The organism is Leifsonia araucanica (genome assembly GCF_051161895.1).
GTDB lineage: Bacteria > Actinomycetota > Actinomycetes > Actinomycetales > Microbacteriaceae > Leifsonia.
Window position 1 is genome coordinate 279,550 of record NZ_JBMBTW010000002.1, and the last position, 23,145, is coordinate 302,694.

The 23,145-nt window shown below is 70.4% G+C and carries 22 protein-coding genes; 13 read left to right on the plus strand and 9 right to left on the minus strand.

Annotation, left to right across the window (positions count from 1 at the left end; all coding sequences use genetic code 11):
- Positions 1-232: 232 nt before the first annotated feature.
- Positions 233-1,159: an alpha/beta fold hydrolase gene (locus tag ACN6M5_RS01325; protein WP_434948245.1), complete on the minus strand. Its 927-nt coding sequence runs from the start codon at positions 1,157-1,159 to the stop codon at positions 233-235.
- A gap of 85 nt (positions 1,160-1,244) precedes the next feature.
- Between ACN6M5_RS01325 and ACN6M5_RS01330 the strand changes: the two genes are divergently transcribed.
- Positions 1,245-2,120 carry a fumarylacetoacetate hydrolase family protein gene (locus tag ACN6M5_RS01330; RefSeq protein ID WP_085369269.1) on the plus strand — a complete coding sequence of 292 codons (876 nt, stop codon included), beginning with the start codon at positions 1,245-1,247 and terminating at the stop codon, positions 2,118-2,120.
- A gap of 25 nt (positions 2,121-2,145) precedes the next feature.
- On the opposite strand, the gene ACN6M5_RS01335 is transcribed toward ACN6M5_RS01330, so the two are convergent.
- Together ACN6M5_RS01335 and ACN6M5_RS01340 are read right to left on the minus strand one after the other, a co-directional pair.
- Positions 2,146-2,910 carry a glycosyltransferase family 2 protein gene (locus ACN6M5_RS01335; RefSeq protein ID WP_434948246.1) on the minus strand — a complete coding sequence of 255 codons (765 nt, stop codon included), beginning with the start codon at positions 2,908-2,910 and terminating at the stop codon, positions 2,146-2,148.
- A 61-nt stretch (positions 2,911-2,971) separates the two neighbouring features.
- A complete protein-coding gene (locus ACN6M5_RS01340; protein WP_434948247.1) occupies positions 2,972-4,495 on the minus strand; it encodes an AlkA N-terminal domain-containing protein in 1,524 nt (507 codons plus the stop codon).
- Positions 4,496-4,571: 76 nt separating this feature from the next.
- Here ACN6M5_RS01340 and ACN6M5_RS01345 point away from each other — a divergent pair, with 76 nt between their 5' ends.
- On the plus strand, positions 4,572-5,963 hold the full coding sequence (locus ACN6M5_RS01345) for an FAD-binding oxidoreductase (RefSeq protein ID WP_434948248.1): 1,392 nt from the start codon (positions 4,572-4,574) through the stop codon (positions 5,961-5,963).
- 30 nt (positions 5,964-5,993) lie between these two features.
- Here ACN6M5_RS01345 and ACN6M5_RS01350 read toward each other — a convergent pair whose 3' ends face one another.
- Both ACN6M5_RS01350 and ACN6M5_RS01355 read right to left on the minus strand, forming a co-directional pair.
- The gene (locus tag ACN6M5_RS01350; RefSeq protein WP_434948249.1) at positions 5,994-7,496 is read right to left on the minus strand and encodes a carboxylesterase/lipase family protein; all 1,503 of its coding nucleotides are present in this window, start codon (positions 7,494-7,496) and stop codon (positions 5,994-5,996) included.
- Between the two features lie 138 nt (positions 7,497-7,634).
- Positions 7,635-8,834 carry an ROK family protein gene (locus tag ACN6M5_RS01355; RefSeq protein WP_434948250.1) on the minus strand — a complete coding sequence of 400 codons (1,200 nt, stop codon included), beginning with the start codon at positions 8,832-8,834 and terminating at the stop codon, positions 7,635-7,637.
- A 245-nt stretch (positions 8,835-9,079) separates the two neighbouring features.
- On the opposite strand from ACN6M5_RS01355, the gene ACN6M5_RS01360 reads away from it, so the two are divergent.
- Entirely contained in the window at positions 9,080-9,454 is a 375-nt protein-coding gene (locus tag ACN6M5_RS01360) for an FKBP-type peptidyl-prolyl cis-trans isomerase (RefSeq protein WP_168689130.1), read from the plus strand.
- A 95-nt stretch (positions 9,455-9,549) separates the two neighbouring features.
- Here the strand turns inward: ACN6M5_RS01360 and ACN6M5_RS01365 are convergent, their stop codons facing one another.
- Positions 9,550-9,987, minus strand: a complete 438-nt coding sequence (locus ACN6M5_RS01365) for a carboxymuconolactone decarboxylase family protein (RefSeq protein ID WP_434948251.1) — start codon at positions 9,985-9,987, stop codon at positions 9,550-9,552.
- A gap of 81 nt (positions 9,988-10,068) precedes the next feature.
- On the opposite strand from ACN6M5_RS01365, the gene pdxR reads away from it, so the two are divergent.
- Entirely contained in the window at positions 10,069-11,553 is a 1,485-nt protein-coding gene (gene pdxR, locus ACN6M5_RS01370) for a MocR-like pyridoxine biosynthesis transcription factor PdxR (RefSeq protein WP_434948252.1), read from the plus strand.
- Here pdxR and ACN6M5_RS01375 read toward each other — a convergent pair.
- Complete coding sequence (locus ACN6M5_RS01375) at positions 11,550-12,308, minus strand: SDR family NAD(P)-dependent oxidoreductase (protein WP_085369260.1); 759 nt, start codon at positions 12,306-12,308, stop codon at positions 11,550-11,552. The genes pdxR and ACN6M5_RS01375 overlap by 4 nt on opposite strands.
- A 78-nt stretch (positions 12,309-12,386) precedes the next feature.
- Between ACN6M5_RS01375 and ACN6M5_RS01380 the strand changes: the two genes are divergently transcribed.
- Positions 12,387-12,992, plus strand: coding sequence for a TetR family transcriptional regulator (locus tag ACN6M5_RS01380; RefSeq protein WP_434948253.1), 606 nt, complete (start codon positions 12,387-12,389; stop codon positions 12,990-12,992).
- A gap of 10 nt (positions 12,993-13,002) precedes the next feature.
- Here ACN6M5_RS01380 and ACN6M5_RS01385 read toward each other — a convergent pair whose 3' ends face one another.
- On the minus strand, positions 13,003-14,043 hold the full coding sequence (locus tag ACN6M5_RS01385; protein ID WP_434948254.1) for an NAD(P)-dependent alcohol dehydrogenase: 1,041 nt from the start codon (positions 14,041-14,043) through the stop codon (positions 13,003-13,005).
- Between the two features lie 62 nt (positions 14,044-14,105).
- Here ACN6M5_RS01385 and ACN6M5_RS01390 point away from each other — a divergent pair, with 62 nt between their 5' ends.
- The 3 genes from ACN6M5_RS01390 to ACN6M5_RS01400 all read left to right on the plus strand — a co-directional run bounded on the left by ACN6M5_RS01390 (position 14,106) and on the right by ACN6M5_RS01400 (position 16,118).
- Positions 14,106-14,888, plus strand: a complete 783-nt coding sequence (locus tag ACN6M5_RS01390; protein ID WP_434948255.1) for a VOC family protein — start codon at positions 14,106-14,108, stop codon at positions 14,886-14,888.
- A gap of 125 nt (positions 14,889-15,013) precedes the next feature.
- Positions 15,014-15,283: a 30S ribosomal protein S15 gene (gene rpsO, locus ACN6M5_RS01395; RefSeq protein ID WP_055892416.1), complete on the plus strand. Its 270-nt coding sequence runs from the start codon at positions 15,014-15,016 to the stop codon at positions 15,281-15,283.
- A gap of 145 nt (positions 15,284-15,428) precedes the next feature.
- Positions 15,429-16,118 carry a lysoplasmalogenase gene (locus ACN6M5_RS01400; RefSeq protein ID WP_434948256.1) on the plus strand — a complete coding sequence of 230 codons (690 nt, stop codon included), beginning with the start codon at positions 15,429-15,431 and terminating at the stop codon, positions 16,116-16,118.
- Between the two features lie 34 nt (positions 16,119-16,152).
- Here ACN6M5_RS01400 and ACN6M5_RS01405 read toward each other — a convergent pair whose 3' ends face one another.
- Positions 16,153-17,340: a low temperature requirement protein A gene (locus ACN6M5_RS01405; RefSeq protein WP_434948257.1), complete on the minus strand. Its 1,188-nt coding sequence runs from the start codon at positions 17,338-17,340 to the stop codon at positions 16,153-16,155.
- A 76-nt stretch (positions 17,341-17,416) separates the two neighbouring features.
- On the opposite strand from ACN6M5_RS01405, the gene ACN6M5_RS01410 reads away from it, so the two are divergent.
- From ACN6M5_RS01410 to ACN6M5_RS01430, 5 genes are all read left to right on the plus strand, one after another.
- The gene (locus ACN6M5_RS01410) at positions 17,417-17,887 is read left to right on the plus strand and encodes a VanZ family protein (RefSeq protein ID WP_434948258.1); all 471 of its coding nucleotides are present in this window, start codon (positions 17,417-17,419) and stop codon (positions 17,885-17,887) included.
- Positions 17,888-17,899: 12 nt separating this feature from the next.
- Entirely contained in the window at positions 17,900-19,042 is a 1,143-nt protein-coding gene (locus tag ACN6M5_RS01415; RefSeq protein WP_434948259.1) for an LLM class flavin-dependent oxidoreductase, read from the plus strand.
- Positions 19,042-19,671 (plus strand): FMN reductase, encoded by a 630-nt coding sequence (locus tag ACN6M5_RS01420; protein WP_434948260.1) that lies wholly within the window; start codon positions 19,042-19,044, stop codon positions 19,669-19,671. The genes ACN6M5_RS01415 and ACN6M5_RS01420 overlap by 1 nt, the downstream gene beginning before the upstream one ends.
- A 40-nt stretch (positions 19,672-19,711) precedes the next feature.
- The gene (locus ACN6M5_RS01425) at positions 19,712-20,494 is read left to right on the plus strand and encodes a fructosamine kinase family protein (RefSeq protein WP_434948261.1); all 783 of its coding nucleotides are present in this window, start codon (positions 19,712-19,714) and stop codon (positions 20,492-20,494) included.
- 316 nt (positions 20,495-20,810) lie between these two features.
- Positions 20,811-23,111: a polyribonucleotide nucleotidyltransferase gene (locus tag ACN6M5_RS01430; protein ID WP_085369418.1), complete on the plus strand. Its 2,301-nt coding sequence runs from the start codon at positions 20,811-20,813 to the stop codon at positions 23,109-23,111.
- The last annotated feature ends 34 nt before the right edge of the window (positions 23,112-23,145 follow it).

Genomic DNA, 23,145 nt, shown 5'->3' on the forward strand with positions numbered 1-23,145 from the left:
CCTCCGCTCACGCGGAGTTTTCGGCGCGCGTCGTCGCGTTCTCCGCTCACGCAGAGCTTTGGCGAGGGCGCCGGGTTCTCCGTTCGTCCGGAGTTTTGGGTAGGGTGACCTCGCGTTCTCCGTTCGTGCGGAGTTTTCTGCGGCGTGTCGCCGGGGTCTCCGTTTGGGCGGAGCTTCGCAGCGGGCAGCGGGCAGCGGGCAGCGGGCAGCGGGCAGCGGGAGGCGCGGCGCGTCAGTCCTGGCGCGCCGCCTCCGCGCGCTCTGCGCGGCGGAACAGCGCGACCATGTCGCGCGCGAGCTGGTGCGGGGCCGTCTCGCACGGGCTGTGTCCTGTGCTGTAGACCGCGAGCGTCGCGCCGAGCGCCTGCGCGTTGGCTGCGTGCAGGTGCGTCGGCCACAGGTCGTGGTTGCCGGTGGCGACCAGCATCGGGATGCGCATGGCTGCGACCCTGCCCCGCACATCCGGAACCCGTTTCATCAGCCCGACGATGTCGTCGACGCTCGACCGGCGGGTGAGGGCGAAGCGCGAGCGCACGAACGCGAGCCGCGACGGCGGCACCTTGTTCTTGTTCGTGACGATGCCCCAGATCATCAGCCCTGCGCCCTGGCGGCCGCCGAGGAACCAACTCAGCCAGCCGATCACCCTCACGCCGCGGAACGCCTGGCCGGGCTCCGGCGGCGTGGTCAGCAGCGTGAGGCTGCGGAACAGCCCGGGATGCTCGATCAGCGCCAGCTGCGCGAGCACGCCGGCGAACGAGTATCCGAGCACGTGGGCAGGTGGCCCGGACTGCAGGAACGCGACGATGTCGGTGACCAGCAGCTCGTACGTGTAGTGGCCGCCGGGCACGGGGCCGGCGTCCGCGGACTCGTACTGGCCGGCCAGGTCGAAGCTCTGCACGTGATACCCGGCGGCCACCAGGATCGGCGCCAGCAGGTAGAAGTCCTCCTTCGAACCCGTCACGCCCGGGATGAGCACCACGCGCGGGTCGGACGGGTCGCCGAGCGACACCACGGCGAGCTCGCCGCTCGGCGCGGCGAACCTGCTGAAGACGGCTCCGACCGGCGCGACGGACCAGTCGATGTCGGGAAGACCCGCATCCAGACGCGCAGCGTCGTCGTCGCCTCCGGCGACTCCGGGCCGCCTCTGTTCGATGGACACCCTTCCACGCTAGCCGACACGCCGGACCTTTCACGGCATCCAGCGCGTTTTCGTGACCCACCACCGCGCCCGATAGCCTGGGCAGGTGAGATTCTCGCACCTCAGCTCCACCACAGATCCAACGCCGCGTCTTGCGGCCGTCATCGGCGACGGCGCCCTCTTCCTCGAGGAGGTGATGGACCCGGCCCCGCGCGATCTGCAAGACCTGATCGAGCAGGGCGACGGTGTCCTCGCACACGTCAAGGCGGTCGTCGACAACGCACTCGCACAGCACACCAGCCTCACGCCGGTCAGGGAGCTGCGGCACGCCTCGGCTGTGCTGCGGCCGCCGGCGGTCATCGCGATCGGCGCGAACTACGCCGCTCACGCCGCAGAGCTCGCCCTGCGCTCGGAGAAGGCGGCCACCATCTTCTCGCTCTGGCCGAACTCGCTCGCCGGTCACGGCGGCACGACGACCTGGCCGGGGGACCTGACGACGCAGGTCGACTACGAGGCGGAGCTCGGCGTCATCATCGGCAAGCCGGCCCGGGATGTGTCGGTGCAGGATGCGCTCGACTACGTCTGGGGATACACCGTCGTCAACGACATCACGGCCAGAGACCTGCAGTTCTCCGAGGCGCAGTGGTCGCGCTGCAAGTCGTTCGACGGGTTCACCCCGAACGGTCCCGTCGTGGTGACGGCCGACGAGATCCGCGACCCGCAGGACCTCTGGCTGACCACGAACGTCGACGGCACGATCCTGCAGGACGCGTCGACGGCCGACATGGTGCGCTCCGTCGCCGAGATCGTCTCCTACCTGTCCAAGTCGGCGACGATCCAGCCGGGCACGCTCATCTCCACCGGCAGCCCGGGCGGAGCGGGATACTCGCGCACTCCGCCGGTGTTCCTCAAGGACCACTCGACCGTGACCGTCTCGATCGGCGGGATCGGCTACCTCACCACGTACTGCCGCGTCACCTGACGCAGGCGTAGGCGTAGGCGCAGATTCAGGCGATCGCGCCCGGCGCGTCGTCCGCGTGCTCGGCCTCCCAGCGGCGGCGCGCTGCGCGACGACGCCACGGCGACTCCTCCGGCAGGTGCATCCTGAGCGTGGTGTACGCCCAGCCGAGCCGCCGGCCGAAGCCGCGCCAAGTGCTGAACGGGCGGGCGGAGATGCCGACGGTGAGGCGTTCGTCGTAGCGCACCACCTGGCTGGGGTCGAGGTGGATGGCGAGGTCGAGGTCGTCGTGGATCTCGCGCATCCCGCGGTGCACGCGACCGCGCACGCTCTCCCAGACAGTGCGCCGCATGGCGAAGTTGGAGCCGAAGATCGGCGGGTGGCCGAGCCAGATCTCCATCGACCAGAAGTAGCCGCCGATGTAGAGCGTCTGCCCGAGGCCGGCGATGAGCGTGTTGCCGTCGTAGAAGATGCCTGGGCCGGTGAGCACGCCGATGTCCGGGTCGTCGACGAACTCGGCCTCGATGTGCAGCAGCCAGTCGACCGGGGGACGGGAGTCGGCGTCCAGGCGGGCGATGATGTCTGTCGATGCCGCGTCGTAGCCGGTGGATGCGGCAGGCCAGATCCCGCGCTGCGACTGCTCGATCACGGTGGCGCCCTTCGAGCGGGCCACGGCGGCGGTGTCGTCCGTGCTGCCGTTGTCGACGACGATGATCTCGTCGGCGGGCCGGAGCTGGGCCGCGAGGTCGTCCAGGCAGCGCGCGAGCATCTCGGAGTCGTTCAGGGCAGGGATCACGACGGCGATGGTTGGCACCTGCGAGATCCCCTCCTCCCTCAGCGCATGTCAGTCGAATGCATGTAAGTCCTCAGAGAGCCTACGCCTGCGCGGACCTCCACAGATGCATTCCGGCGTAGCTGCGCCACGGCGCCCAGCGAGCGCCGTATACGGCGAGCGCTTTCGCGTCGCCCGGCAGGCCGAGCTTGGCTGCCCCCTGACGGATGGCGAGGTCGCTGGTGAGCAGGATGTCCGGGCTGCCGAGCACGCGCATCGCGATGTAGCCGGCGGTCCACGGGCCGATGCCGGGAAGGGCGGTGAGCCGTGCCTCCAGCTCCTCGCGTGACTCGCCGACATCGATCACGAGCTCGCCGGAGGCGATGGCCGCCGCCGTGTTCACGATGGTGTCGATGCGTCTCGCCGGACCGCGCAGCACCTGCCTGCCGTGCGCGGCGATGTCGGCGGCGGTGGGGAAGAGGCGCGTGAACCCGCCGAGGTCGAGCGGGCGGCCGAGCGCGTCGGTGAGCCGGGTGAGCGCCGTGCGCGCGGCAGGGACGGAGATCTGCTGGCCGATGAGGGCGCGGAAGACGATCTCCTCCGCGTCGACGGCGCCAGGCACCCGGCGCCCTGGGGCGGCGGAGACGCTGGCCGCGAGGGCGGGGTCTGCGGAGAGGGCGGCGTCGATGGCGGCGGCGTCGGCATCCAGGTCGAGCAGGCGGCGCACGCGGGCGACGAGCGGCGCGAGGTCGGCCACGTCGGCGAGGGTCGCGTCGCACTCCACGTGCGGTGCCGTCGGCGTGCCGCCGAGGGTGAGCCGGACGACGGCAGGGCCGTGGGGGAGGGCGAGCGCGCGGCTGTACGTCTCCGCGTCTCCGCTCTCGACGCCCGCGATCGACCTGGCGCCGAGGAAGCCGAGGAGGGCTGCGCCGTCGAACGGCGCGCGGGCGGGGAGCCGGAGGCTCAGGGTGGCTGCCCCGGATTCGGCGGGTTCTCCGCCATCCTTCACGTCGGTGGATGCTGCCCGTGCGCCCGCCCGCCCCTTCGCGGACGCCCGGATCGCGCCGGGCGTCGTGCGGTAGATGTCGGCCATCGTCTCGTTGAACTGGCGCACGCTGGTGAATCCTGCAGCGAACGCCACGTCGGTGATCGACAGGTCGGTGCCCGCGAGGAGGAGCCGGGCGGTCTGCGCCCTGTGCGCCCTGGCGAGCGCGAGGGGTCCAGCGCCGAGCTCGGAGGCGAGCACCCGCCCGAGGTGGCGTGGCGTGTATCCGAGGCGCCGGGCGAGCCCAGGCACGCCCTCGCGCTCGACCGTCCCGTCCGCGATGAGACGCATGGCCCGGGCGGCGAGGTCGTCGCGGGTGTTCCACTCCGGGGAGCCGGGAACGGCATCCGGGAGGCAGCGCTTGCAGGCGCGGAGACCTGCCTCGTGCGCCGCGGCCGCTGTGAGGTAGAAGGTGACGTTGCCCGGCTTCGGCGAGACCGCCGGGCAGCTCGGGCGGCAGTAGATGCCGGTGGAGTGCACCCCGGTGATGAACTGCCCGTCGAACCGTGTGTCCCTGGCGCTCATCGCACGGTAGCGCTCGGCGAAGACCGGGTCGGCGAGCTTGTCTGTTTCGCGGTTCATGCCTCCAGCCTCGCACTCGGCACCGACGTTCGATAGCGGAAAACGGACACTACCCGCGTTGAATATGCTGAATCGCATGGACGTTCTGGATTGGTTGTCGGCAGCACTCGGTGAAGAGGCCATCGCGGCCGGGGTGCTCAGCACCGATCGGGAGGCGCTCGACGCGGCCCGCACGGATCGCTCCGGCTGGATCGCGGACGGAAGCCCGCTCGCCGTCGTCAACGCCACGGCCGTCGAGCACGTGCAGGCGACCATGCGCGCCGCCAGCGAGTTCCGCATCCCGGTCGTCCCCCGCGGAGCGGGCACTGGCCTGGCCGGGGGCGCGAACGGCACGGACGGCGCGATCGTGCTCAGCGTGGCCGGCATGAACCGCATCCTGGAGATCTCCGCCGACGACGAGCTCGCCGTCATCGAGCCCGGCGTCATCAACGCCGACCTCAACGACGCCCTCGAGCCGTACGGCCTGTTCTTCGCTCCCGACCCGGCGAGCAAGGCCATCTCCACGGTCGGCGGCAACATCGCCACCAACGCGGGCGGCCTGCTCTGCGCCAAGTACGGCGTCACCCGCGAGGCCGTCCTCGCCCTCGACGTCGTGCTCGCGGACGGACGTCTCGTCTCCACCGGTCACCGCACGGTGAAGGGCGTGACCGGGTACGACATCACCGCGCTGTTCGTCGGGTCGGAGGGCACGCTCGGCGTGATCGTCGGCGCCACGGTGCGCGCCATCCCGATCCCCGCCGGGGAGCCGACCACCATCGGAGCGCTGTTCCCGGATGTGCGGTCGGCGGCGGCTGCGTCCGCGCGCGTCACAGCATCCAGGCTCCGCCCCGCCGTGATGGAACTGCTCGACGCCGCCTCCCTCGATCGCATCTCCGCCCACCTCGGCGCGGACACCATCGCCTCGGCGTTCGGCACGACGGGAGGCGGCAGCTACCTGCTCGTGCAGTTCGACGGCCCGAGCGCTGCGGCGGACGCCGCCTCCGCCGCCGAGCTGATCGGGGCGGAGGGAGGCACCGTGCGCGTCTCCGCCGACGCGGACGACGGCGAGCGCCTGCTGGCCATCCGCCGCGCCTTCCACCCCGCGCTCGCCGCCACCGGAGAGGTGCTGATCGAGGACGTCTCCGTGCCTCGCTCCCGGATGCCGGAGATGTTCGCCGAGATCGAGCGGATCTCCGAGAAGTACGGGATGCCCATCCCCACCGTCGCGCACGCGGGCGACGGCAACCTGCACCCCAACTTCGTCTACACCGGCGCCGAGGTGCCTCCGGCGGTGTGGGATGCGGCGAACGAGCTGTTCCGCACGGCGATGGACCTGGGCGGAACGCTCACCGGCGAGCACGGCGTCGGTGTGCTGAAGCGACGCTGGCTCGCCGATGAGCTCGGCCCCGACTCCTACGACCTGCAGGTGAAGCTCAAGTCGGTCTTCGACCCGCTCGGCATCCTCAACCCCGGAAAGGTCTTCGGCTGATCCGCTGTTGCCGGCCCGGGTGGATGCGCGTCAGCGCACCGCCTGCGGCAGCAGCACCTCCACGTCCGCGTACGCGTGCTCGTCAGTGCGCGACGGCAGGTCGAACACGCGCCCGGCCTCCGTGGCGGCGTCGAACGGCGCCCATCCAGGGTCGCCGCCGACGATGAACGACACCGCGGCGCCGTGCACGTCGTCGGCGAGCGCCTGCGGAGGGTTCGTTCCGGCGATGTTCTGCACCCGCTCCGCGTCCAGGCAGTCGAAAAAGAACGGCACGTCGAGGCAGTGGCAGGCGCCGCCGATCGTCGGGGACGGCCAGGAGAACCGGTAGAGCCAGGTCGGCGCGCCGGCGGCGGCGCGCTCTCTAGCGATGGTCAGCGCCGTGGTGCGGAACATCCGGTCGGTGATGTACTGGCCGAGGATGTCGGCGGTGTCGCGCCCGTCGTGCACTGCTGCGTACGCGGCCGCGGTGTCGTCCGCCAGGCCGAACCGGGTGAGGACCGCGGGCGCTGGAACGGCGGCGAGCGCATCCCGCTGGGCGGTCAGCGCCATGTTGAACTCGTTGTCCGTCGCCCCGAGCACCAGCTCCTTCTCCGCACCGACGCCGGAGCGCAGGGCGGCGGCGACGGCCTGCGGCAGGAGGTCGCCGTCGACGACGGGACCCCAGACCAGGCCGCCGGCGGCGAGCTGGACGAGACCGGCCAGCGCGTCGTCCTCGCCGTCCTCGTCGCCCGGCGCCGACGCGGGTGAGGCGACCTGCGCCTGCAGCGCGAGGATGGTCGCCTCGTCGAGCGCGGACAGTCCCGCTCGGGTGGGCTGCACGCCGGCGAGCTCGGCCAGCCTGCGCCCGAAGACCTCCGCGTCTGCGACGGGCAGGTCGCTGGTCGCGCCGGAGATGCTGATGACGCGCTGGAACAGTGCGGCGGCCCGCGGCACGGCCAGCAACGACAGCACCGCTCCGCCTCCCGCCGACTGCCCGGCGATGGTCACCCGCGCCGGGTCTCCGCCGAACGCTCCGATGTTGTCCCGCACCCACTCGAGCGCCAGCAGCCAGTCCAGGACGCCCCGGTTCTGCGGAGCGTCCTCGATCCAGCCGAACCCGTCGAAGCCGAGCCGGTACGAGACGGACACGGTCACCACGCCGTCCCTGGCGAAGGCGGCGCCGTCGTACCAGGGGCTCGCGGGGGAGCCGGCGACGAACCCGCCGCCGTGGATGTAGACCAGCACGGGCAGCGCGGAGTCGCTGCGCGGCGCGGGCGTGACGACGTTGACGTTGAGGGTCGAGTCGCCGGGGATCGACGGCTCGGGGATCAGCGTGATCTCGGACAGCGCGGCACGCTGCGGGGTCGCCCCGTACGCGGTGGCGCCGAGCACCCCCTCCCACGCCGCGTGCGGGACGGGAGCGGCGAATCGGCGCTCGCCGGTCGGAGCCTCGGCGAACGGGATGCCGAGGAACGCGGCGGAGCCATCGCGCCAGACCCCGCGGACCCGGCCGGCGGTCGTGTCCACCTCGGGGGCGGTGGTCGGTGACGTCATCTGGATGATCCTCTCTCAACGGACGCTCGCTCCCGAACGTCAAAAACCGTGTGTTGCTTGGTAATGAGTATCGGTGACACGGTCGTTTAGTTCAAGCGTCGAATTAACTCAGGCGGACGACGAGGGCGCCGAGAACGGCTAGCGCGACGCGAGGCTCAGCGGGTCGGCGATGGCCGCATCCCGGGCCTGGTGCAGGGCGCCGAGCAGCGCGGCGTCCGCGCCGAGGCGGCCGGCGACGATCGGGGGAGCGGGCGCGAGCTGTTCGGCGGCGCCGATCCGCAGGCGGGGAGCGGCGGCCGCGGCGATCCGCGGCGCGAGGTCCGCCCAGTATCCGCCGAGCACGATCACGGACGGATCGAGCGCCATCCTGAGCAGTGCGATGGTCCTGGCGATCCACACCGCTGCCGCGTCGAACGCCGCCGTCGCCGCCGCGTCTCCCGCCTGCACCCGCTCGACCAGCTCGGCGAGCGCCGCGGTGAGGCCGTCCCGGTCGCGCAGCTCGGCCAGTCCCGCCGCGGCGAGCACGACGTCCGGCCCTGCGACGGTCACGAAGCAGCCGCGCTGGCCGCAGGCGCAGGGGAGTCCGTCGTGGTCGACGGGCAGGTGCCCGATCGCGCCGGCGAGCGAGTGCGCTCCCGCGATGAAGGCACCGTCGGCGAGGTACGCCCCGCCGATGCCGCTGTTGCTCTTCAGGTACAGCACGAACCGTTCGCCAGGCAGGCGCTGCGCCTCGGCCAGGGCGGCGGGCTCGTCGGAGGTGAGGATCGTGTCGGCCGGGAGGCGCGGCTCCCGCGCGCCGAGCATCCCGAGCACGTCCACCTGCCCCCAGCCGAGGTCGGTGTCCGCGAGCACGATCCTCGGCTCGCCGCCCACCGGCGCGAGCATCACGACGGTGAACCCGACCGGGATGCGGCCGAGGCGTTCGAGCGCGTCGAGCCCGGCGCCGAGGGTGTGCGCTGCGACGTCGAGCACGGCGTCAGGGTCGCCCATCGGCCTGCCGTGGTGCTCGGCGACGCGCACCAGCTCCTCCCCGGCGAGGTCGTGGGCGAGGAAGATGGCCTGATCGGCGTCGAGCTGCATGGCCGCGAACGCGATGCCGTCCGCCGCCAGGGCGAGCATGGTCTTCGGCCGCCCGTTCCCCGACCCGACCACCGCGGACTCGCGCACCAGCCCTGCCGAGCTCAATACGTCGACCAGGGCCGTGACCGTGCCCCGGGAGAGTCCTGTCGCCGCCGCGAGCTCGCTGCGCGCGCTCGGCCCGTCGACCAGCAGGCGCATCAGCAGCGCCAGGTTGTGGATGCGGACGTCGGCGCTGTCCAGTCCGGCTGCAGAACTCATAGCGTCAGAATCTCACACGGCGAACGAGCGGGGGCGGAGCATCCCGGCCGACGCTGATCCGACCCCGTTAAAGACTCGACGCCCGGTGGTGCGGCGATGCCTGCGACTCTCCCGGGCGACGAGTTGATCTTGTGATCTACGTCAAGGGTGCTCCGCATCCCGGGCGAGCGCAAGAGCGGATTTCGGACGTGCGCTCTCAGAGAACGCGCTTTGACGCGGGCCCGCGGAGCCAGTTGGATGGATGCATGGCAGAAAACACCAACCAGAAGCCCGAAGTCGACGCCCCCGACGGCCCGGCTCCCGAGACCCTCGAAATCGTCGACATCGTCGAGGGCACCGGCCCAGAGGCGACCGCAGGTTCCAAGGTGGACGTGCACTACCTCGGCGTCGAGTACGAGACCGGCGAGGAGTTCGACTCCTCCTGGAGCCGTGGGCAGTCCATCAACTTCCCGCTCAACAACCTCATCAAGGGCTGGCAGGACGGCATCCCCGGCATGAAGGTCGGCGGTCGCCGCAAGCTGACCGTCCCGCCCGCGCAGGCATACGGCCCGGCCGGTGGAGGTCACCCGCTTTCCGGCAAGACCCTGATCTTCGTGATCGACCTGCTCGGCGTCTCCTAGATCGTCACGATCTCCCAGACACGCGCACGAGGAAAGGCGCGGTGCGGCTCGAGGCCGCACCGCGCCTTTTTCACGCGTGACGTGGTTCGCGCCGGTCAGAGCGCCGGCGGGTGCATCAGCGTCGGGATGGCGATCCGGTTCCAGACGTTGATCGTCGCGATGGCGAGCAGCAGGTTCGCGAGGCCCTCCTCGCCGAACTCGGCGAGCGCGCGCCCGTAGAGGTCGTCAGACACGCCGCCCTGGATGAGGGTGACCTCCTCGGTCAGTTCGAGCGCCACCCGCTCCCGCTCACTGAACCACTCCGACTCCCGCCAGGTGATCACCGAGAACACCTTGCGCAGCGGGTAGCCGCCCGCCTGCAGGTCGACGGAGTGCATGTCGACGCAGAACGTGCATCCATTGATCTGGGATGCGCGGAGTTTGATGAGGTCGCCGAGCGGCTCCTCGACGTGCTGGGCCACATAGCCGTCGAGGTTGATGACCTTGCGGTAGCCGTCGGGGACGATGGAGGAGATGTCGATTCGTTCTGTCATGTGGCCAGCCTAGAAACGTCATTGGCCGCGGGTAAGCTCCAATTCGCCACATTCCGATCAGGCCAATCGCGGGAGGTCCCTGTGGACGTGCACGTGCAGATCGACGGCAGGGGCGACCGCGCCGACCGCATCTACCGGCAGCTGCGCGACGCCGTCCTGGATGGGCGGCTGCGGCACGGCGAGCGCCTCCCGGCCACCAGGGAGCTGGCGGAGCGGCTGTCCGTCTCGCGCTCCACCGTCGCGACCGCGTACGAACGCCTCACCGCCGAGGGCTACCTGGCGTCGCGGGTGGGGTCCGGCACTTTCGTGTCCGCGCCCACGGCCCAGCCGAGCCCGTCGGCGGCGCGCGGGGAGCGCACGGCGGCGCGTCCTGTGCAGCGCTGGGCGGACATCCACGACCCGTTGTGGATGGAACCGCTGCCGATCGCGTACGACTTCAGTGTCGGGACACCGGATCCCGCGCTGTTCCCCGCCGAGTCGTGGCGCCGGTTCGTCGCGGCCGAGCTGCGCGGCGGCATCCTGCGCTCCGGCCACTACCGCGATCCGGCTGGACTGCAACGGCTGCGGGATGCGCTGGCCAGGCACCTCGGCGTCGCCCGGTCGGTGGATGCGCTGGCCGACGACATCCTGATCACGAGCGGAGCGCAGCAGGCGTTCGACCTGATCGGGAGGGTGCTGCTCGACCCCGGCGACGTCGTCGCGGTCGAAGACCCCGGATACCCGCCGGTGCGGCAGTTGTTCGAGACGATGGGCGCGCGCGTCGTTCCCGTTCCGGTCGACGAGCACGGCATCCGGGTGGATGCGCTGCCCGACGGGGCGAAGCTGGTCTATGTGACGCCGTCGCACCAGTTCCCGCTCGGCGGCGTTCTCTCGTTCGAGCGTCGCACCCAGCTGCTCGCCTGGGCGAGCGCGAACGACGCGGTGATCGTGGAAGACGACTACGACAGTGAGTACCGATACGCCGACCGCCCGCTCGATCCGCTGCAGCGCCTCGACACCGAGGGCCGCGTCGTCTACGTCGGCACGTTCTCGAAGACCATGCTGCCCGCGCTCCGGCTCGGCTTCCTGGTGGCGCCGCCGTCGCTGATGCCGGCGCTGCGCAGCGCGAAACGGCTCACCGACTGGCACAACGACCACGTCACCCAGGCGGCGATGGCCCGGTTCATCGACTCCGGCGGCTTCGCCAGGCACGTCAGGCAGGCCACGAAACAGTACGGGATGCGGCAGCGCCAGATCCTGGAGCAGGCGGAGGCCATGCTCGGCGATGTGCTGCAGGCCGTGCCGTCGGTGGCCGGGCTGCACGTCTGCCTGCTCCCGCGGGACGGGGCCGTGTTCGACTCGGACCGCGCGGCGGCCGAGGCTGCGGCATCCGGGGTGTCCGTGCAGTCGATCGCCCGCTTCGGATTCGGCGAGACCCCGGCCTCCGGCCTCATGCTGGGCTTCGGCGCCATCGCGCCCGCCGACGTGCCGGACGGCCTGCGCGTGCTCGCCCGTGCCGTCGCGCGCTCGCACCGCGGCGGAGACGCGCAGCCGGAGCCGCGCGCCTCCGCGACGGGACGCGACTAGATCGCCGACCAGCCTCCGTCGGAGGCGAGGATGACGCCGCTGACGTTGGAGGAGTCGTCGCTGAGCAGCCAGGTGATGGATGCGGCGAGCTGCTCCGGCTGGGCAACCGGCGGCACCATCGTCTGCATCAGCGGGCCGAGGCGCTGGCCCGCCCATTCGGAGCGGAACGGCGCCTCGATGTTGGTGGCGACCGGTCCGGGTGCGACGGCGTTGGTGCGGATCCCCTTGGGGGCGTAGAACACCGAGGTGGACTTCGTGTATCCGACCACGGCGTGCTTCGAGGTCGTGTACGCGACGCCGGCAGCCGAACCGCGGAGGCCGGCCTCGGAGGTGACGTTGACGATGGAGCCGGCTCCGGCCTCGAGCATCACCGGGAGCACCGCGCGGGTGAGGCGCATGATGGCGGTGATGTTGATGTTCATCACGCGGTCCCAGGTGGCGTCGTCGATCTCGGCGGCCGGCTGGAAGCCGTCCATGATGCCGGCGACGTTGGCGAGCGCATCCACGCGTCCGCCCGCAGCGTCGAGGATGGCGGCGATGGTCTCCTCGCTGGACACGTCTCCTGCGACGGTCACCAGGTCGAGGTCCGGGTGCTCCGCGGTGAGCGCCTCCAGGCGGTCGGGGGCGATGTCGCTGGCGATCACGCGGCCGCCTTCCGCCGCGATGCGGAGCGCCGTCGCCCGGCCGATGCCCGAACCGGCGCCCGTGACGATGGCGGTCTTGCCGGCGAAGCGAGCGGAATCTGTTGTGCTCATTCCTGAATCTCCTGAGTCGTGTGTGGCGCTCGATCTGGGCGTCGATGTATTTATAGCACTCGGTGCCATAATGGAGATGTGAATTCGCCAGCAGCCGAACAGGAGCAGCAGCCCGCCGCACGTCGCCGCGGCCGTCCCGTGGACGTGGACCCGGACGAGGTCGCCCTGCTCGCCCTCCGGCACTTCGCCGAGCACGGCTACGAGGCGACCACGATGGATGACATCGCGCGCGTCGCCGGCATCGGGCGCCGCACGCTCTTCCGCTACTTCCCGAGCAAGCCCGCCCTCGTCTGGGGCGGCATGGAGCCCGTGGTCGCGCGCACGGCCGCCGAGCTCGACGCTGCACCGGACGACGAACCGATCGCATCCGTGCTTCACCGCGCCATCGCGCGCGCCCTCGACCTCCCCCCGGATCGCGTCGAGGCCACCCGACGGCGCCTGCTGCTCATCGGCTCCGACGACGCCCTCATCGGTTTCGGACTGAGTCGACTGGCCGCCAATCGGGATGTGCTCGCCGCGTTCATCGCGCGCCGCATGGGAACGGCGCCGGACGGCCTGCACGCGAAGGTGCGCGCCGACGCCCTCTCCGCCGCATCGTTCTCCGCGCTCACCTGGTGGGCGGCGAACAGCGACGACGATCCGGCCACCGTCGTCGCCGCCGCTCTGGATGCTCTGAGCGCCTGAAGCGCTCCGGCTAGCCGTTCGGCAGGATCACCGCGCGCCCGCGGATCTTCCCCTCGTGCAGCCGCTCGTACGTCTTCGGCGCCTCGTCGAGCGAATACGTCTCGATCTCCACCTCGATGGAGCCGGCGCGGGCCAGGTCGAGCACCTCGATCAGCTCGGAACGGGAACCCCAGTACGGCGTGCGCACAGCGACATCGTATGCGATGCGTCCGAAGCCGACGGCGAGCGCCCCTCCGCCGATCCCCACGATGGTCACGTCGCCTTCCGTCGCCGCCATCGCACCCGCGAGGTCGACTGTGGGCTGCACACCGACGAAGTCGAAGACCGCGTTCGCACCCCGGCCGCCGGTCAGGTCGCGGACGGCGGAGACCGCATCCTGGTTGGACAGCATCGTGTGGTGGGCGCCGACGGCCTTCGCCAGGTCGAGCTTCTCCTGGTTGACGTCGAGCGCGACCACCGTCGCCCCGGAGAGTGCGCGGAGGATCTGGATGCCGACGTGGCCGAGGCCGCCGGTGCCGATCACGACGGCCGTGGTGCCTGCGCCGAGTTTCGGCAGCGAGTTCTTGATCGCGTGATACGGGGTGAGGCCCGCGTCGGTGAGCGAGACGTTCTCGACCGGGTCGAGCCCGTCGAGCGGGACGAGATGGCGTGCGTTGTCGACCACCATGTACTCGGCCATCGAGCCCGGCGACCCGAGTCCGGGCGGCATGATCCCCTCCGCCTGGGCGTTGAGGCAGTAGTTCTCCTTGCCCTGCGCGCACATCAGGCAGTGGCCGCAGCCCCACGGGCCGTAGACGGCGACCGCGTCGCCGGGCTTCACGCCGGTGACCCCGTCGCCGACCGCCTCCACGATGCCTGCGCCCTCGTGGCCGAGGGTGAGCGGGAGTCCGTAGACGTACTGGTCGGCCGGAAGCCCCATGATGAACTCGTCGGAGTGGCAGACCCCGGCAGCGGTGACCTTCAGGAGCACCTGGCCGGGGCCGACGTCCGGATCGGCGATCTCGACGACCTCTGGACGGGAACCGATTTCGCGATATTGGAGTGCCTTCATACCGCGCACGATACTCCCTGCGGCTATCGCAGGGGCCGGCCGTCGCGCGTACGATACCGGCCATGCCGATCATCGACAGCTTCCCGCAGGGCACGCCGATCTGGGTCGATCTGCAGAGCACGGACCAGGCAGGAGCGGCCGCGTTCTACCGCCGGATGTTCGGCTGGGACGTGACGCCGGCGAGCGCCGAGACCGGCGGATACTCCGTCGCCACGCTGCGCGGTGTGCCCGTCACCGCCATCGGCCCGCTGCCGGAGAGCTTCCCGGAGGGGAGCACCTCGGTCTGGACCACGTACTTCCTCGTCGACGACATCGCCACATCCACCGCAGCCGCCACCGCGACAGGCGGGTCGGTGCTGCTGCCGCCCGGTGAGCTGGTGCCCGGACTGCAGCTCGCCGTGGTCGCCGATCCGGCGGGAGCGGTCTTCGGGCTCTGGCAGAAGGAGAGCGGCGCCGGGGACTCCCCGTGGCTGCGCGAGGAGCCGGGAGCCGTGGACTGGCTGGAGCTGGTCGAGAACGGCTGCGAGGCGTCGTACCCGTTCTACGAGTCGGTGCTCGGCGTCGGCGTGAGCCAGCTGGAGCTGGGAGACGGCCTGTACACGCTGTTCGACGTGGGGGAGGCGAGCGTCGCGGGAGCCTACGAGCCGGGAGGGGACGTGCCTCCGCACTGGCTGGTGTACTTCGCGGTGGCCGACCTGGATGCGGCGACGGTCCGCCTGACCGAGCTCGGCGGCGCGGTGCGCGGCGAGCGTGCGTCCGCGCCGGGCGTCGGCCGCTGGGTCGGTGCCGTCGACCCGTTCGGCGGCGCGTTCGCGCTGCTCGAACCGGAGCCGGAGGCCGCGTGAGCGCGGAGGGGGAGTGGCCTCTCGTCTGGTAAGCTTTCCAGGTTGCCGTCTAACGGCCGCGGATAAAGAGAGCCCAGGCATTCGGCCATCGGGCACCGCGCAACGAGAGAAAGGGGATCACCTCTATGGCACTTGATGCAGACGTCAAGAAGGCGATCATCGAAGAGTACGCGACCCACCCCGGTGACACCGGATCCCCCGAGGTTCAGGTTGCAATCCTGACCAAGCGGATCAAGGACCTCACCGAGCACCTCAAGGAGCACAAGCACGACCACCACTCGCGTCGTGGCCTGCTCCTCCTGGTCGGTCAGCGTCGCCGCCTGCTCGGCTACCTGTCGGACATCGACATCGCCCGCTACCGCTCGCTGATCGAGCGTCTCGGACTCCGTCGATAACTCAGGAGCCGCCTGTGGCAGCTCCTCGCTGACACCGCGAACTTCTTGCGAACGGGCCGTCACCCTCCGGGGTGGCGGCCCGTTTCGTCGTTCGCCCCGGTGGGAGCGGGCCCCCGCGCAGCACCCCGCCCACTAGAGTCGTGCCGTGGCCTCCCGGTTCGTGCCGTACATCGTCGTCGGCGTCCTCCATCTCCTGTCCGTGCTGCTCTCCGGCGTCCTGCCCGGCGCCGAGCTGCTCGTCGACCTCACCAAGCCGCTGCTGATGCCGGTGCTGCTGGTCTGCCTGCTCTGGGCTCTGCCGGCGCGCCGCGGCGAGGTGGCTGTACTCGGTTCGCTGGCCGTCCTCTTCGGCTGGCTGGGCGACGTGTCCCTGATGGATGTGGGCCCCGGCTTCGTGATCGGCCTCGGCTTCTTCCTGCTCGGGCACCTCGCGTACGTCGTGCTGTTCTGGCGCAGGATGCGCGTGCGCAGGCCGCCGTGGTGGGTGGCCGTCTACCTGCTCTGGTTCGCCGCGCTGCTCGGCGTGCTCGCCCCGCACGCCGGCGCGCTGCTCGTGCCGCTGGCGGCGTACGGGCTCGCCCTCGTCGCGCTCGGCGCATCCGGGGCCGCCTGCAACAGCTGGATCGCGGTCGGTGCCGCCTGCTTCGTGGTCTCGGACAGCCTGCTCGGCCTCGACAGGTTCCTGCCCGGCTTCGCCCTGTGGCAGGTGGATGCGCTGATCATGCTGACCTACATCGTCGCCCAGGGACTGATCTGCTTCGGCATCGTGCGCAGGATGCGCGCCGCAATGCCCGCCGCCGCCCCTGCGCCGCTCGCGCCCGCGGTGGGAGGCTAGGCCGGTACGCCTACCGGCCGCCTGCCAGCCCGGTCTACCGGGCCGCCGCCCGTGCCTCCACCGCGCGGTCGACGAGCGTCGCCGCCACCAGCGCCGACGCGACCACCGCCACCCCGATGGCCACGCCGATCAGCCCGATCACCGGCGACGCCAGCGGCAGGGCGAGCAGCAGGACCACGGCGATCCCGGTCTTGAGCGGTCGCACCACCACCTCGTCCACCAGCGGTCTGTGCAGCACGTACAGCATCACCAGGAACACCGCGACGGGCACGACCACCGCGTACTCCACCACCGTGTCGGACAGCGTGACCCCGCCCTCCGAGCCGCGCTGCACCGCCGTCTCGATTCCGGCGCCGAGCGCCGCGAGGGAGGCGAACACCAGGTAGTGACCGTAGCCCCAGTAGAACGAGCGGCCGCGCCGGGATCTCAGCCCCTCCGCGGCGGGCTCCAGGAAGTACAGCCACCAGAGCGCGAACAGCAGCACCAGGCCTGCGGAGGCGATCACCACCAGGGTGAGGGAGACGCCGTTCGCCTCCAGCGCCTTCTGCACCCCGATGGCCGACGCGGACACCGACTCGCCGAGAACGATGATCGTGAACAACCCGTACCGTTCGGCGATGTGGTGCGGATGCCAAGAGGTCTTGCCCGTCCGCTCCGCCCAGATCGGCACGGAGAGGTCGAGGGCCGCCGCGATCAGGAACGTCCACAGCCCGGTCTCCGGAGGCAGGAACAGCCTGGACACCCACAGCAGCTGCACCGCCGACACCCCCGCCGCGTAGCGGAAGGCCGTCACCCTGCCCTGGGGATGCTCGATCCCGGCCCTGATCCACTGGCTCACCAGCCCGACGCGCATGATCAGGTAGCCGATCGTGATGGCGGTGAAGTCGCCGCCGCCGAACGCGCTCGGCACCCCGGCAGCGAGCACCAGGACGCCGCCCATCTGCACGAGCGTCGTGATCCGGTACGGCACGTCGTCCGTGTCGTACGCCGACGCGAACCAGGTGAAGTTCATCCACGCCCACCAGATCGCGAAGAACACGGTCAGGTACGGCCCGATGTCGGCGGAGAGCTCTCCGTGCAGGGTTGCCTCCGCGAGCTGCGCCGCCACCTGGGCGATGGCGACCACGAAGGTCAGGTCGAACAGCAGTTCGAGCGGGCTCGAGACGCGATGGGCCTCGTCGGTCGCGCGGCCGGTCATCGGGATGCGGAAGGCGCTGGTCATGCATTCATTGTGGCCGAGGGGAGGGGCAGGCGGTGGGGCGCGTGCGCCGCCCGGCCGGGTGCGCCAGCATAGGGGTATGCTCCGCCGCCATCCCGTCCTCAGCATCGTCACGGCCCTGTACCTGGTCGCCGTCGGCTGGATCACCCTGTCGTCGCAGCCGCAGGACTCGGAGCAGAACACGTTCATCCGGGATGTCATCGCGCAGATCGGGCGGTTCCCCGCCACCTCCTGGGTCACGTACAACGGCGTCGAGTTCACCGCGAACATTGCCATGTTCGTGCCGATGGGCGTGCTGTTCACCCTGCTGCTCGGGCTGCGCAGGTGGTGGGTCGCCCTCCTCATCGGCGTCGTCGCCACCTGCACCATCGAGTTCATCCAGCTGTTCCTGCCGACCAGGTACAGCGACGTGCGCGACCTCATCGCGAACACCGCGGGAACACTGATCGGGATCGGCGTGGTCGCGCTGATCACGTGGCTGAAACGACGCGGGAATAGTCAGGGCACACCGTCCGTTGATGACGATATCCATGCAAACGCATTGAAATAGGGAGCAGCGGAAATGCAGTTCGGAATCTTCAGTGTCGGCGACATCACCACCGACCCCACCACCGGTCACACCCCGACCGACGCCTCGCGGTTGCAGGACGTCCTCACCATCGCCCAGCACGCGGAAGAGGTCGGCCTCGACGTCTTCGCGATGGGGGAGCACCACAACCCGCCGTTCTTCCCGTCGAGCCCTGTCGCCATCAACAGCTACCTCGCCGCCAAGACCAGCCGCATCATCCTCTCCACGGCCACCACGCTGATCACCACGAACGACCCGGTGCGCATCGCCGAGGAGTACGCGATGCTGCAGCACCTGTCCGGCGGCCGGATGGACCTCACCCTCGGACGCGGGAACACCGGACCGGTGTACCCGTGGTTCGGCGAGGACATCCGCCAGGGCATCCCGCTCGCGCTCGAGAAGTACGCGCTGCTGCGCCGCCTCTGGACCGAGGAGTTCGTGGACTGGGAGGGACGCTTCCGCACACCGCTGCAGGGCTTCCAGTCGACCCCGCGCCCGCTCGACGACGTGCCCCCGTTCGTCTGGCACGGCAGCATCCGCAGCCCGGAGATCGCCGAGCAGGCCGCGTACTACGGTGACGGGTTCTTCGCGAACCACATCTTCTGGCCGGCATCGCACACCCAGCAGATGATCGCCCTCTACCGTCAGCGCTTCGAGCACTACGGTCACGGCACCGCCGACCAGGCGATCGTCGGCCTCGGCGGTCAGGTGTTCATGCGCAAGAACTCGCAGGATGCCGTCGCGGAGTTCCGCCCGTACTTCGACAACGCGCCGGTGTACGGCCACGGCCCGACGCTCGAGGAGTTCACCTCGCAGACGCCGCTCACCGTCGGCAGCCCCCAGGAGGTCATCGACCGCACCCTCGGCTTCCGCGACTACGTCGGCGACTACCAGCGCCAGCTCTGGCTGATGGACCACGCCGGCCTTCCGCTGAAGACCGTGCTGGAGCAGCTCGACATCCTCGGCGGGGAGGTCGTGCCCGTGCTCCGCAAGGAGTTCGCGAAGGACCGTCCCTCCCACGTGCCGGACGGCCCCACCCACGCCGCGATGGTCGCCGAGCGCGACGCCGCGGAGCTCGTGGCCGACGCGGACGCAGCAGGCGCGGACGCCGTATCCACTGTTTCGGAGGTGAAGTGATGACCGCCAGGAAGATCGCCGTGATCTCGGCCGGTCTCAGCCAGCCGTCGTCGTCCAGGTTGCTGGCCGACCGGCTCGCCGAGGCGACCGTCCGCAGGCTGGAGGAGCAGGGCGTCGAGGTCGAGGTGACCACGATCGAGCTGCGGGATGTGGCGAAGGACGTGACCAACAACCTCCTCGCCGGGTTCCCCAGCCCCGCGCTCGCCGATGTCATCGAGGCGGTGACGGGAGCCGACGGCCTGATCGCCGTGACGCCCATCTTCACCACGAGCTACAGCGGGATGTTCAAGTCGTTCTTCGACATCCTCGACCCGACAGCGCTCGACGGGATGCCCGTGCTGATCGGCGCGACCGGAGGAACCGAACGGCACTCGCTCGCCCTCGAATACGCGATGCGCCCGATGTTCACCTACCTGCACAGCGTCGTCGTGCCGACCTCGGTCTACGCGGCGTCGGCGGACTGGGGGAGCGGAGCAGACACGGTCAAGGCGCTGCCCGACCGCATCGAGCGCGCCGCCGGCGAGTTCTCCACGCTGGTGAGCGCGTCCGACCGCTCGTCGCGCGTCAAGGATCCCTTCGCCCTCGACGGCGACTTCGCCTCGATGATCGGCGGGTTCCAGGGGGACTAGTCCTCCTGCTGCTCCTCCCGCCCGCGGGTAGGTTCGGTGCATGACAGACACCGTCGAGAAGTCCAGGCCGGATGCGCCACCGCTGTTTTTCGAAGCGGAGGCCGCCGGCCTGGACTGGCTCGCCGCCGTGACGCCCTCCGGCGGAGCGCGGGTGGTCGGCGTCGTGGAGGTGGCCCCCGGCCGGATCGTGCTCGAACGCGTCAAGGAGGCGCGCCCCACCCCGGATGCCGCCCGTGCCTTCGGCGCTGCCCTCTCGGTGACCCACGCTGCGGGCGCCGCCGCGTTCGGTGCTGCGCCGGACGGCTGGGACGGCCCGCTGTTCATCGGCACGCGTCGACTGCCGGTCGCCGCGGAGTCGTCCTGGGGACGGTTCTACGCGCGCGACCGCGTTCTGCCGTACCTGGACATCGCGGTGAACGCCGGCGGCGTGTCCGCTGCGCAGCTGCCGGTCATCAGGGAGGCCGTCGACCGGGTCGCGTCCGGCGAGCTCGACGACGGTGAGGCTCCCGCCCGCATCCACGGCGACCTGTGGAACGGCAACCTGCTGTGGGATGCGCGCGGCTGCGTGCTCATCGACCCGGCGGCCCACGGCGGCCACCGCGAGACCGACCTCGCCATGCTCGCCCTGTTCGGCGCCCCGCTGCTCGACGAGATCACGGCGGGGTACGACGCCGCCCGGACGCTGCGCGCCGGCTGGCGGGAGCGCATCCCGCTGCACCAGCTGCATCCACTGGCCGTGCACGCCGCGTCGTACGGGCCGTCGTACGGCGACGCGCTGGCCGCCGCCGCGCGCGCCACGCTCGCGCTCCCGCTGCCGGAATAACGGCCTCACCTGCTAGGATTCTTGTGGTCGGCTGCATGCCGACCGCAAACTCAATACTGAGTACCAAACGGAGCAGGCTGGCAGGAGCTGGTCCTCGGTGGTGGTATCCGGATGCGTATGGCGGCCCTGAAGGGCGCGCAACCGTGTATTTCTACTGATGGCCAGACGGGCACAGAACCGCGCCGGGACACCGTCCTGCGCGCAGGAAGCCGCACGTACACGGAGGACTTCCGTGTCGATCTGCCTGTTCCCCTGCTCCGATGGAGGAGTCGCCGCCCATACGGGGCGACGACGTAAAACAAAGGAGAAAGACCTCTTGGAAGGTCCCGAAATCAAGTTCGCCGAAGCAGTCCTGGACAATGGACGATTCGGCACTCGCACGGTCCGGTTCGAGACCGGACGCCTCGCACAGCAGGCACAGGGCGCCGTCGCCGCCTACCTCGACGAGGAGACCATGCTGCTGAGCGCGACCAGCGCCAGCAAGCACCCGAAGGACAACTTCGACTTCTTCCCGCTGACCGTCGACGTCGAAGAGCGTTCGTACGCAGCAGGCAAGATCCCCGGCTCGTTCTTCCGTCGTGAAGGCCGTCCGTCGACCGAGGCCATCCTGGTCTGCCGTCTGATCGACCGGCCCCTGCGTCCGTCGTTCGTCGACGGCCTGCGCAACGAGGTCCAGATCGTCATCACCGTCCTGAGCATCGCTCCCGACGAGTTCTACGACGCTCTCGCGATCAACGCCGCATCCATGTCGACCCAGATCTCCGGCCTGCCGTTCAGCGGCCCGATCGCCGCGGTGCGCCTCGCGCTCATCCCGGGCAACGGTGCTGCAGAAGACCAGTGGATCGCGTTCCCGAAGGCGTCGCAGCTGGAGGAGGCCGTCTTCGACATCGTCGTCGCCGGTCGCGTCATCACGGACAAGAACGGCCAGGAAGACGTCGCGATCATGATGGTCGAGGCCGAGGCCACCGAAGGCAGCTGGAACCTCATCCAGGCCGGCGCCACCAAGCCGAACGAAGAGGTCGTCGCACAGGGCCTCGAGGCCGCGAAGCCGTTCCTCAAGCAGCTCGTCGCCGCGCAGAACGTCGTCGCGGAGCAGGCCGCCAAGGCCATCGCCGACTACCCGGTGTTCCTGCCGTACTCGCAGGAGACCTACGACAACGTCGCCGGCCTCGCATACGACGAACTGGTGAACGTCTACCAGATCGCCGACAAGATCGAGCGCCAGAACGCCGACGACGCCCTCAAGGACCGCGTCAAGGTGGCCCTGACCGAGAAGGTCGAGGCCGGTGCGCTTCCCGCCGAGGTGCTCACGCAGTTCTCCGCGGCGTACAAGTCGGTCTCCAAGGTCGTCATGCGCGGACGCGTCCTCCGCGAGGGCATCCGCATCGACGGCCGTGGCCTCACCGACATCCGTCCGCTCGACGCCGAGGTGCAGGTCATCCCGCGCGTTCACGGTTCGGCGATCTTCCAGCGCGGAGAGACCCAGATCCTGGGTGTCACCACGCTGAACATGCTCAAGATGGAGCAGCAGATCGACTCCCTGTCGCCTGTCACGAAGAAGCGCTACCTGCACCACTACAACTTCCCGCCGTACTCGACCGGTGAGACCGGTCGCGTCGGTTCGCCGAAGCGTCGCGAGATCGGGCACGGCTTCCTCGCCGAGCGCGCCCTCGTGCCGGTGCTGCCGAGCCGCGACGAGTTCCCGTATGCGATCCGCCAGGTGTCCGAGGCTCTCGGCTCCAACGGCTCGACGTCGATGGGCTCCGTCTGCGCATCCACCCTGTCCCTGCTGAACGCCGGTGTGCCGCTGCGCGCCCCCGTCGCCGGCATCGCGATGGGCCTCATCTCCGACACCGTCGACGGTGAGACCCGCTACGCGGCCCTCACCGACATCCTCGGTGCGGAGGACGCGCTCGGCGACATGGACTTCAAGGTCGCAGGCACGAGCGAGTTCGTCACGGCGATCCAGCTCGACACCAAGCTCGACGGCATCCCCTCCGCCGTCCTGGCCGGTGCGCTGAAGCAGGCGAAGGATGCTCGGACGACCATCCTCAGCGTGCTGAACGCCGCCATCGACCAGCCGGACGAGATGGCCCCGACCGCGCCCCGCGTGATCTCGGTCCAGATCCCCGTCGACAAGATCGGTGAGCTGATCGGCCCGAAGGGCAAGACGATCAACGCCATCCAGGACGAGACCGGCGCCGACATCTCCATCGAGGAGGACGGCACCGTCTACATCGGCGCCGTCGACGGCCCGTCGGCCGAGGCAGCCCGCGCCCAGGTGAACGCGATCGCGAACCCCACCAACCCGGAGGTCGGCGAGCAGTTCCTCGGAACCGTCGTCAAGATCGCCGCGTTCGGTGCGTTCGTCTCGCTGCTCCCGGGCAAGGACGGCCTGCTGCACATCTCCGAGGTGCGCAAGCTCGCCGGTGGCAAGCGTGTCGAGAACGTCGAAGACGTGCTCGGCGTCGGCCAGAAGATCCTGGTGGAGATCACCAAGATCGACGACCGCGGCAAGCTGTCGCTCGCCCCGGTGCTCGCCGAGGCCGACGACGCGGACACCCACGGCCGCGACGCCGCCAGCGAGGGCCCCACGGCTCCCGCCGAAGGCGAGTAGTCCCGCCCGACCCACGAAGGCCGTCCCGACTCCG

Excerpts from the sequence above, each read along its gene's own strand:
- ACN6M5_RS01340 (WP_434948247.1), bottom strand. The coding sequence starts at position 4,495 with ATGAACCGCGAAACAGACAAGCTCGCCGACCCGGTCTTCGCCGAGCGC.
- ACN6M5_RS01345 (WP_434948248.1), top strand. The coding sequence starts at position 4,572 with ATGGACGTTCTGGATTGGTTGTCGGCAGCACTCGGTGAAGAGGCCATC.
- ACN6M5_RS01350 (WP_434948249.1), bottom strand. The coding sequence starts at position 7,496 with ATGACGTCACCGACCACCGCCCCCGAGGTGGACACGACCGCCGGCCGG.
- ACN6M5_RS01355 (WP_434948250.1), bottom strand. The coding sequence starts at position 8,834 with ATGAGTTCTGCAGCCGGACTGGACAGCGCCGACGTCCGCATCCACAAC.
- ACN6M5_RS01360 (WP_168689130.1), top strand. The coding sequence starts at position 9,080 with ATGGCAGAAAACACCAACCAGAAGCCCGAAGTCGACGCCCCCGACGGC.
- ACN6M5_RS01365 (WP_434948251.1), bottom strand. The coding sequence starts at position 9,987 with ATGACAGAACGAATCGACATCTCCTCCATCGTCCCCGACGGCTACCGC.
- ACN6M5_RS01375 (WP_085369260.1), bottom strand. The coding sequence starts at position 12,308 with ATGAGCACAACAGATTCCGCTCGCTTCGCCGGCAAGACCGCCATCGTC.
- ACN6M5_RS01385 (WP_434948254.1), bottom strand. The coding sequence starts at position 14,043 with ATGAAGGCACTCCAATATCGCGAAATCGGTTCCCGTCCAGAGGTCGTC.
- ACN6M5_RS01390 (WP_434948255.1), top strand. The coding sequence starts at position 14,106 with ATGCCGATCATCGACAGCTTCCCGCAGGGCACGCCGATCTGGGTCGAT.
- rpsO (WP_055892416.1), top strand. The coding sequence starts at position 15,014 with ATGGCACTTGATGCAGACGTCAAGAAGGCGATCATCGAAGAGTACGCG.
- ACN6M5_RS01405 (WP_434948257.1), bottom strand. The coding sequence starts at position 17,340 with ATGACCAGCGCCTTCCGCATCCCGATGACCGGCCGCGCGACCGACGAG.
- ACN6M5_RS01410 (WP_434948258.1), top strand. The coding sequence starts at position 17,417 with ATGCTCCGCCGCCATCCCGTCCTCAGCATCGTCACGGCCCTGTACCTG.
- ACN6M5_RS01415 (WP_434948259.1), top strand. The coding sequence starts at position 17,900 with ATGCAGTTCGGAATCTTCAGTGTCGGCGACATCACCACCGACCCCACC.
- ACN6M5_RS01420 (WP_434948260.1), top strand. The coding sequence starts at position 19,042 with ATGACCGCCAGGAAGATCGCCGTGATCTCGGCCGGTCTCAGCCAGCCG.
- ACN6M5_RS01425 (WP_434948261.1), top strand. The coding sequence starts at position 19,712 with ATGACAGACACCGTCGAGAAGTCCAGGCCGGATGCGCCACCGCTGTTT.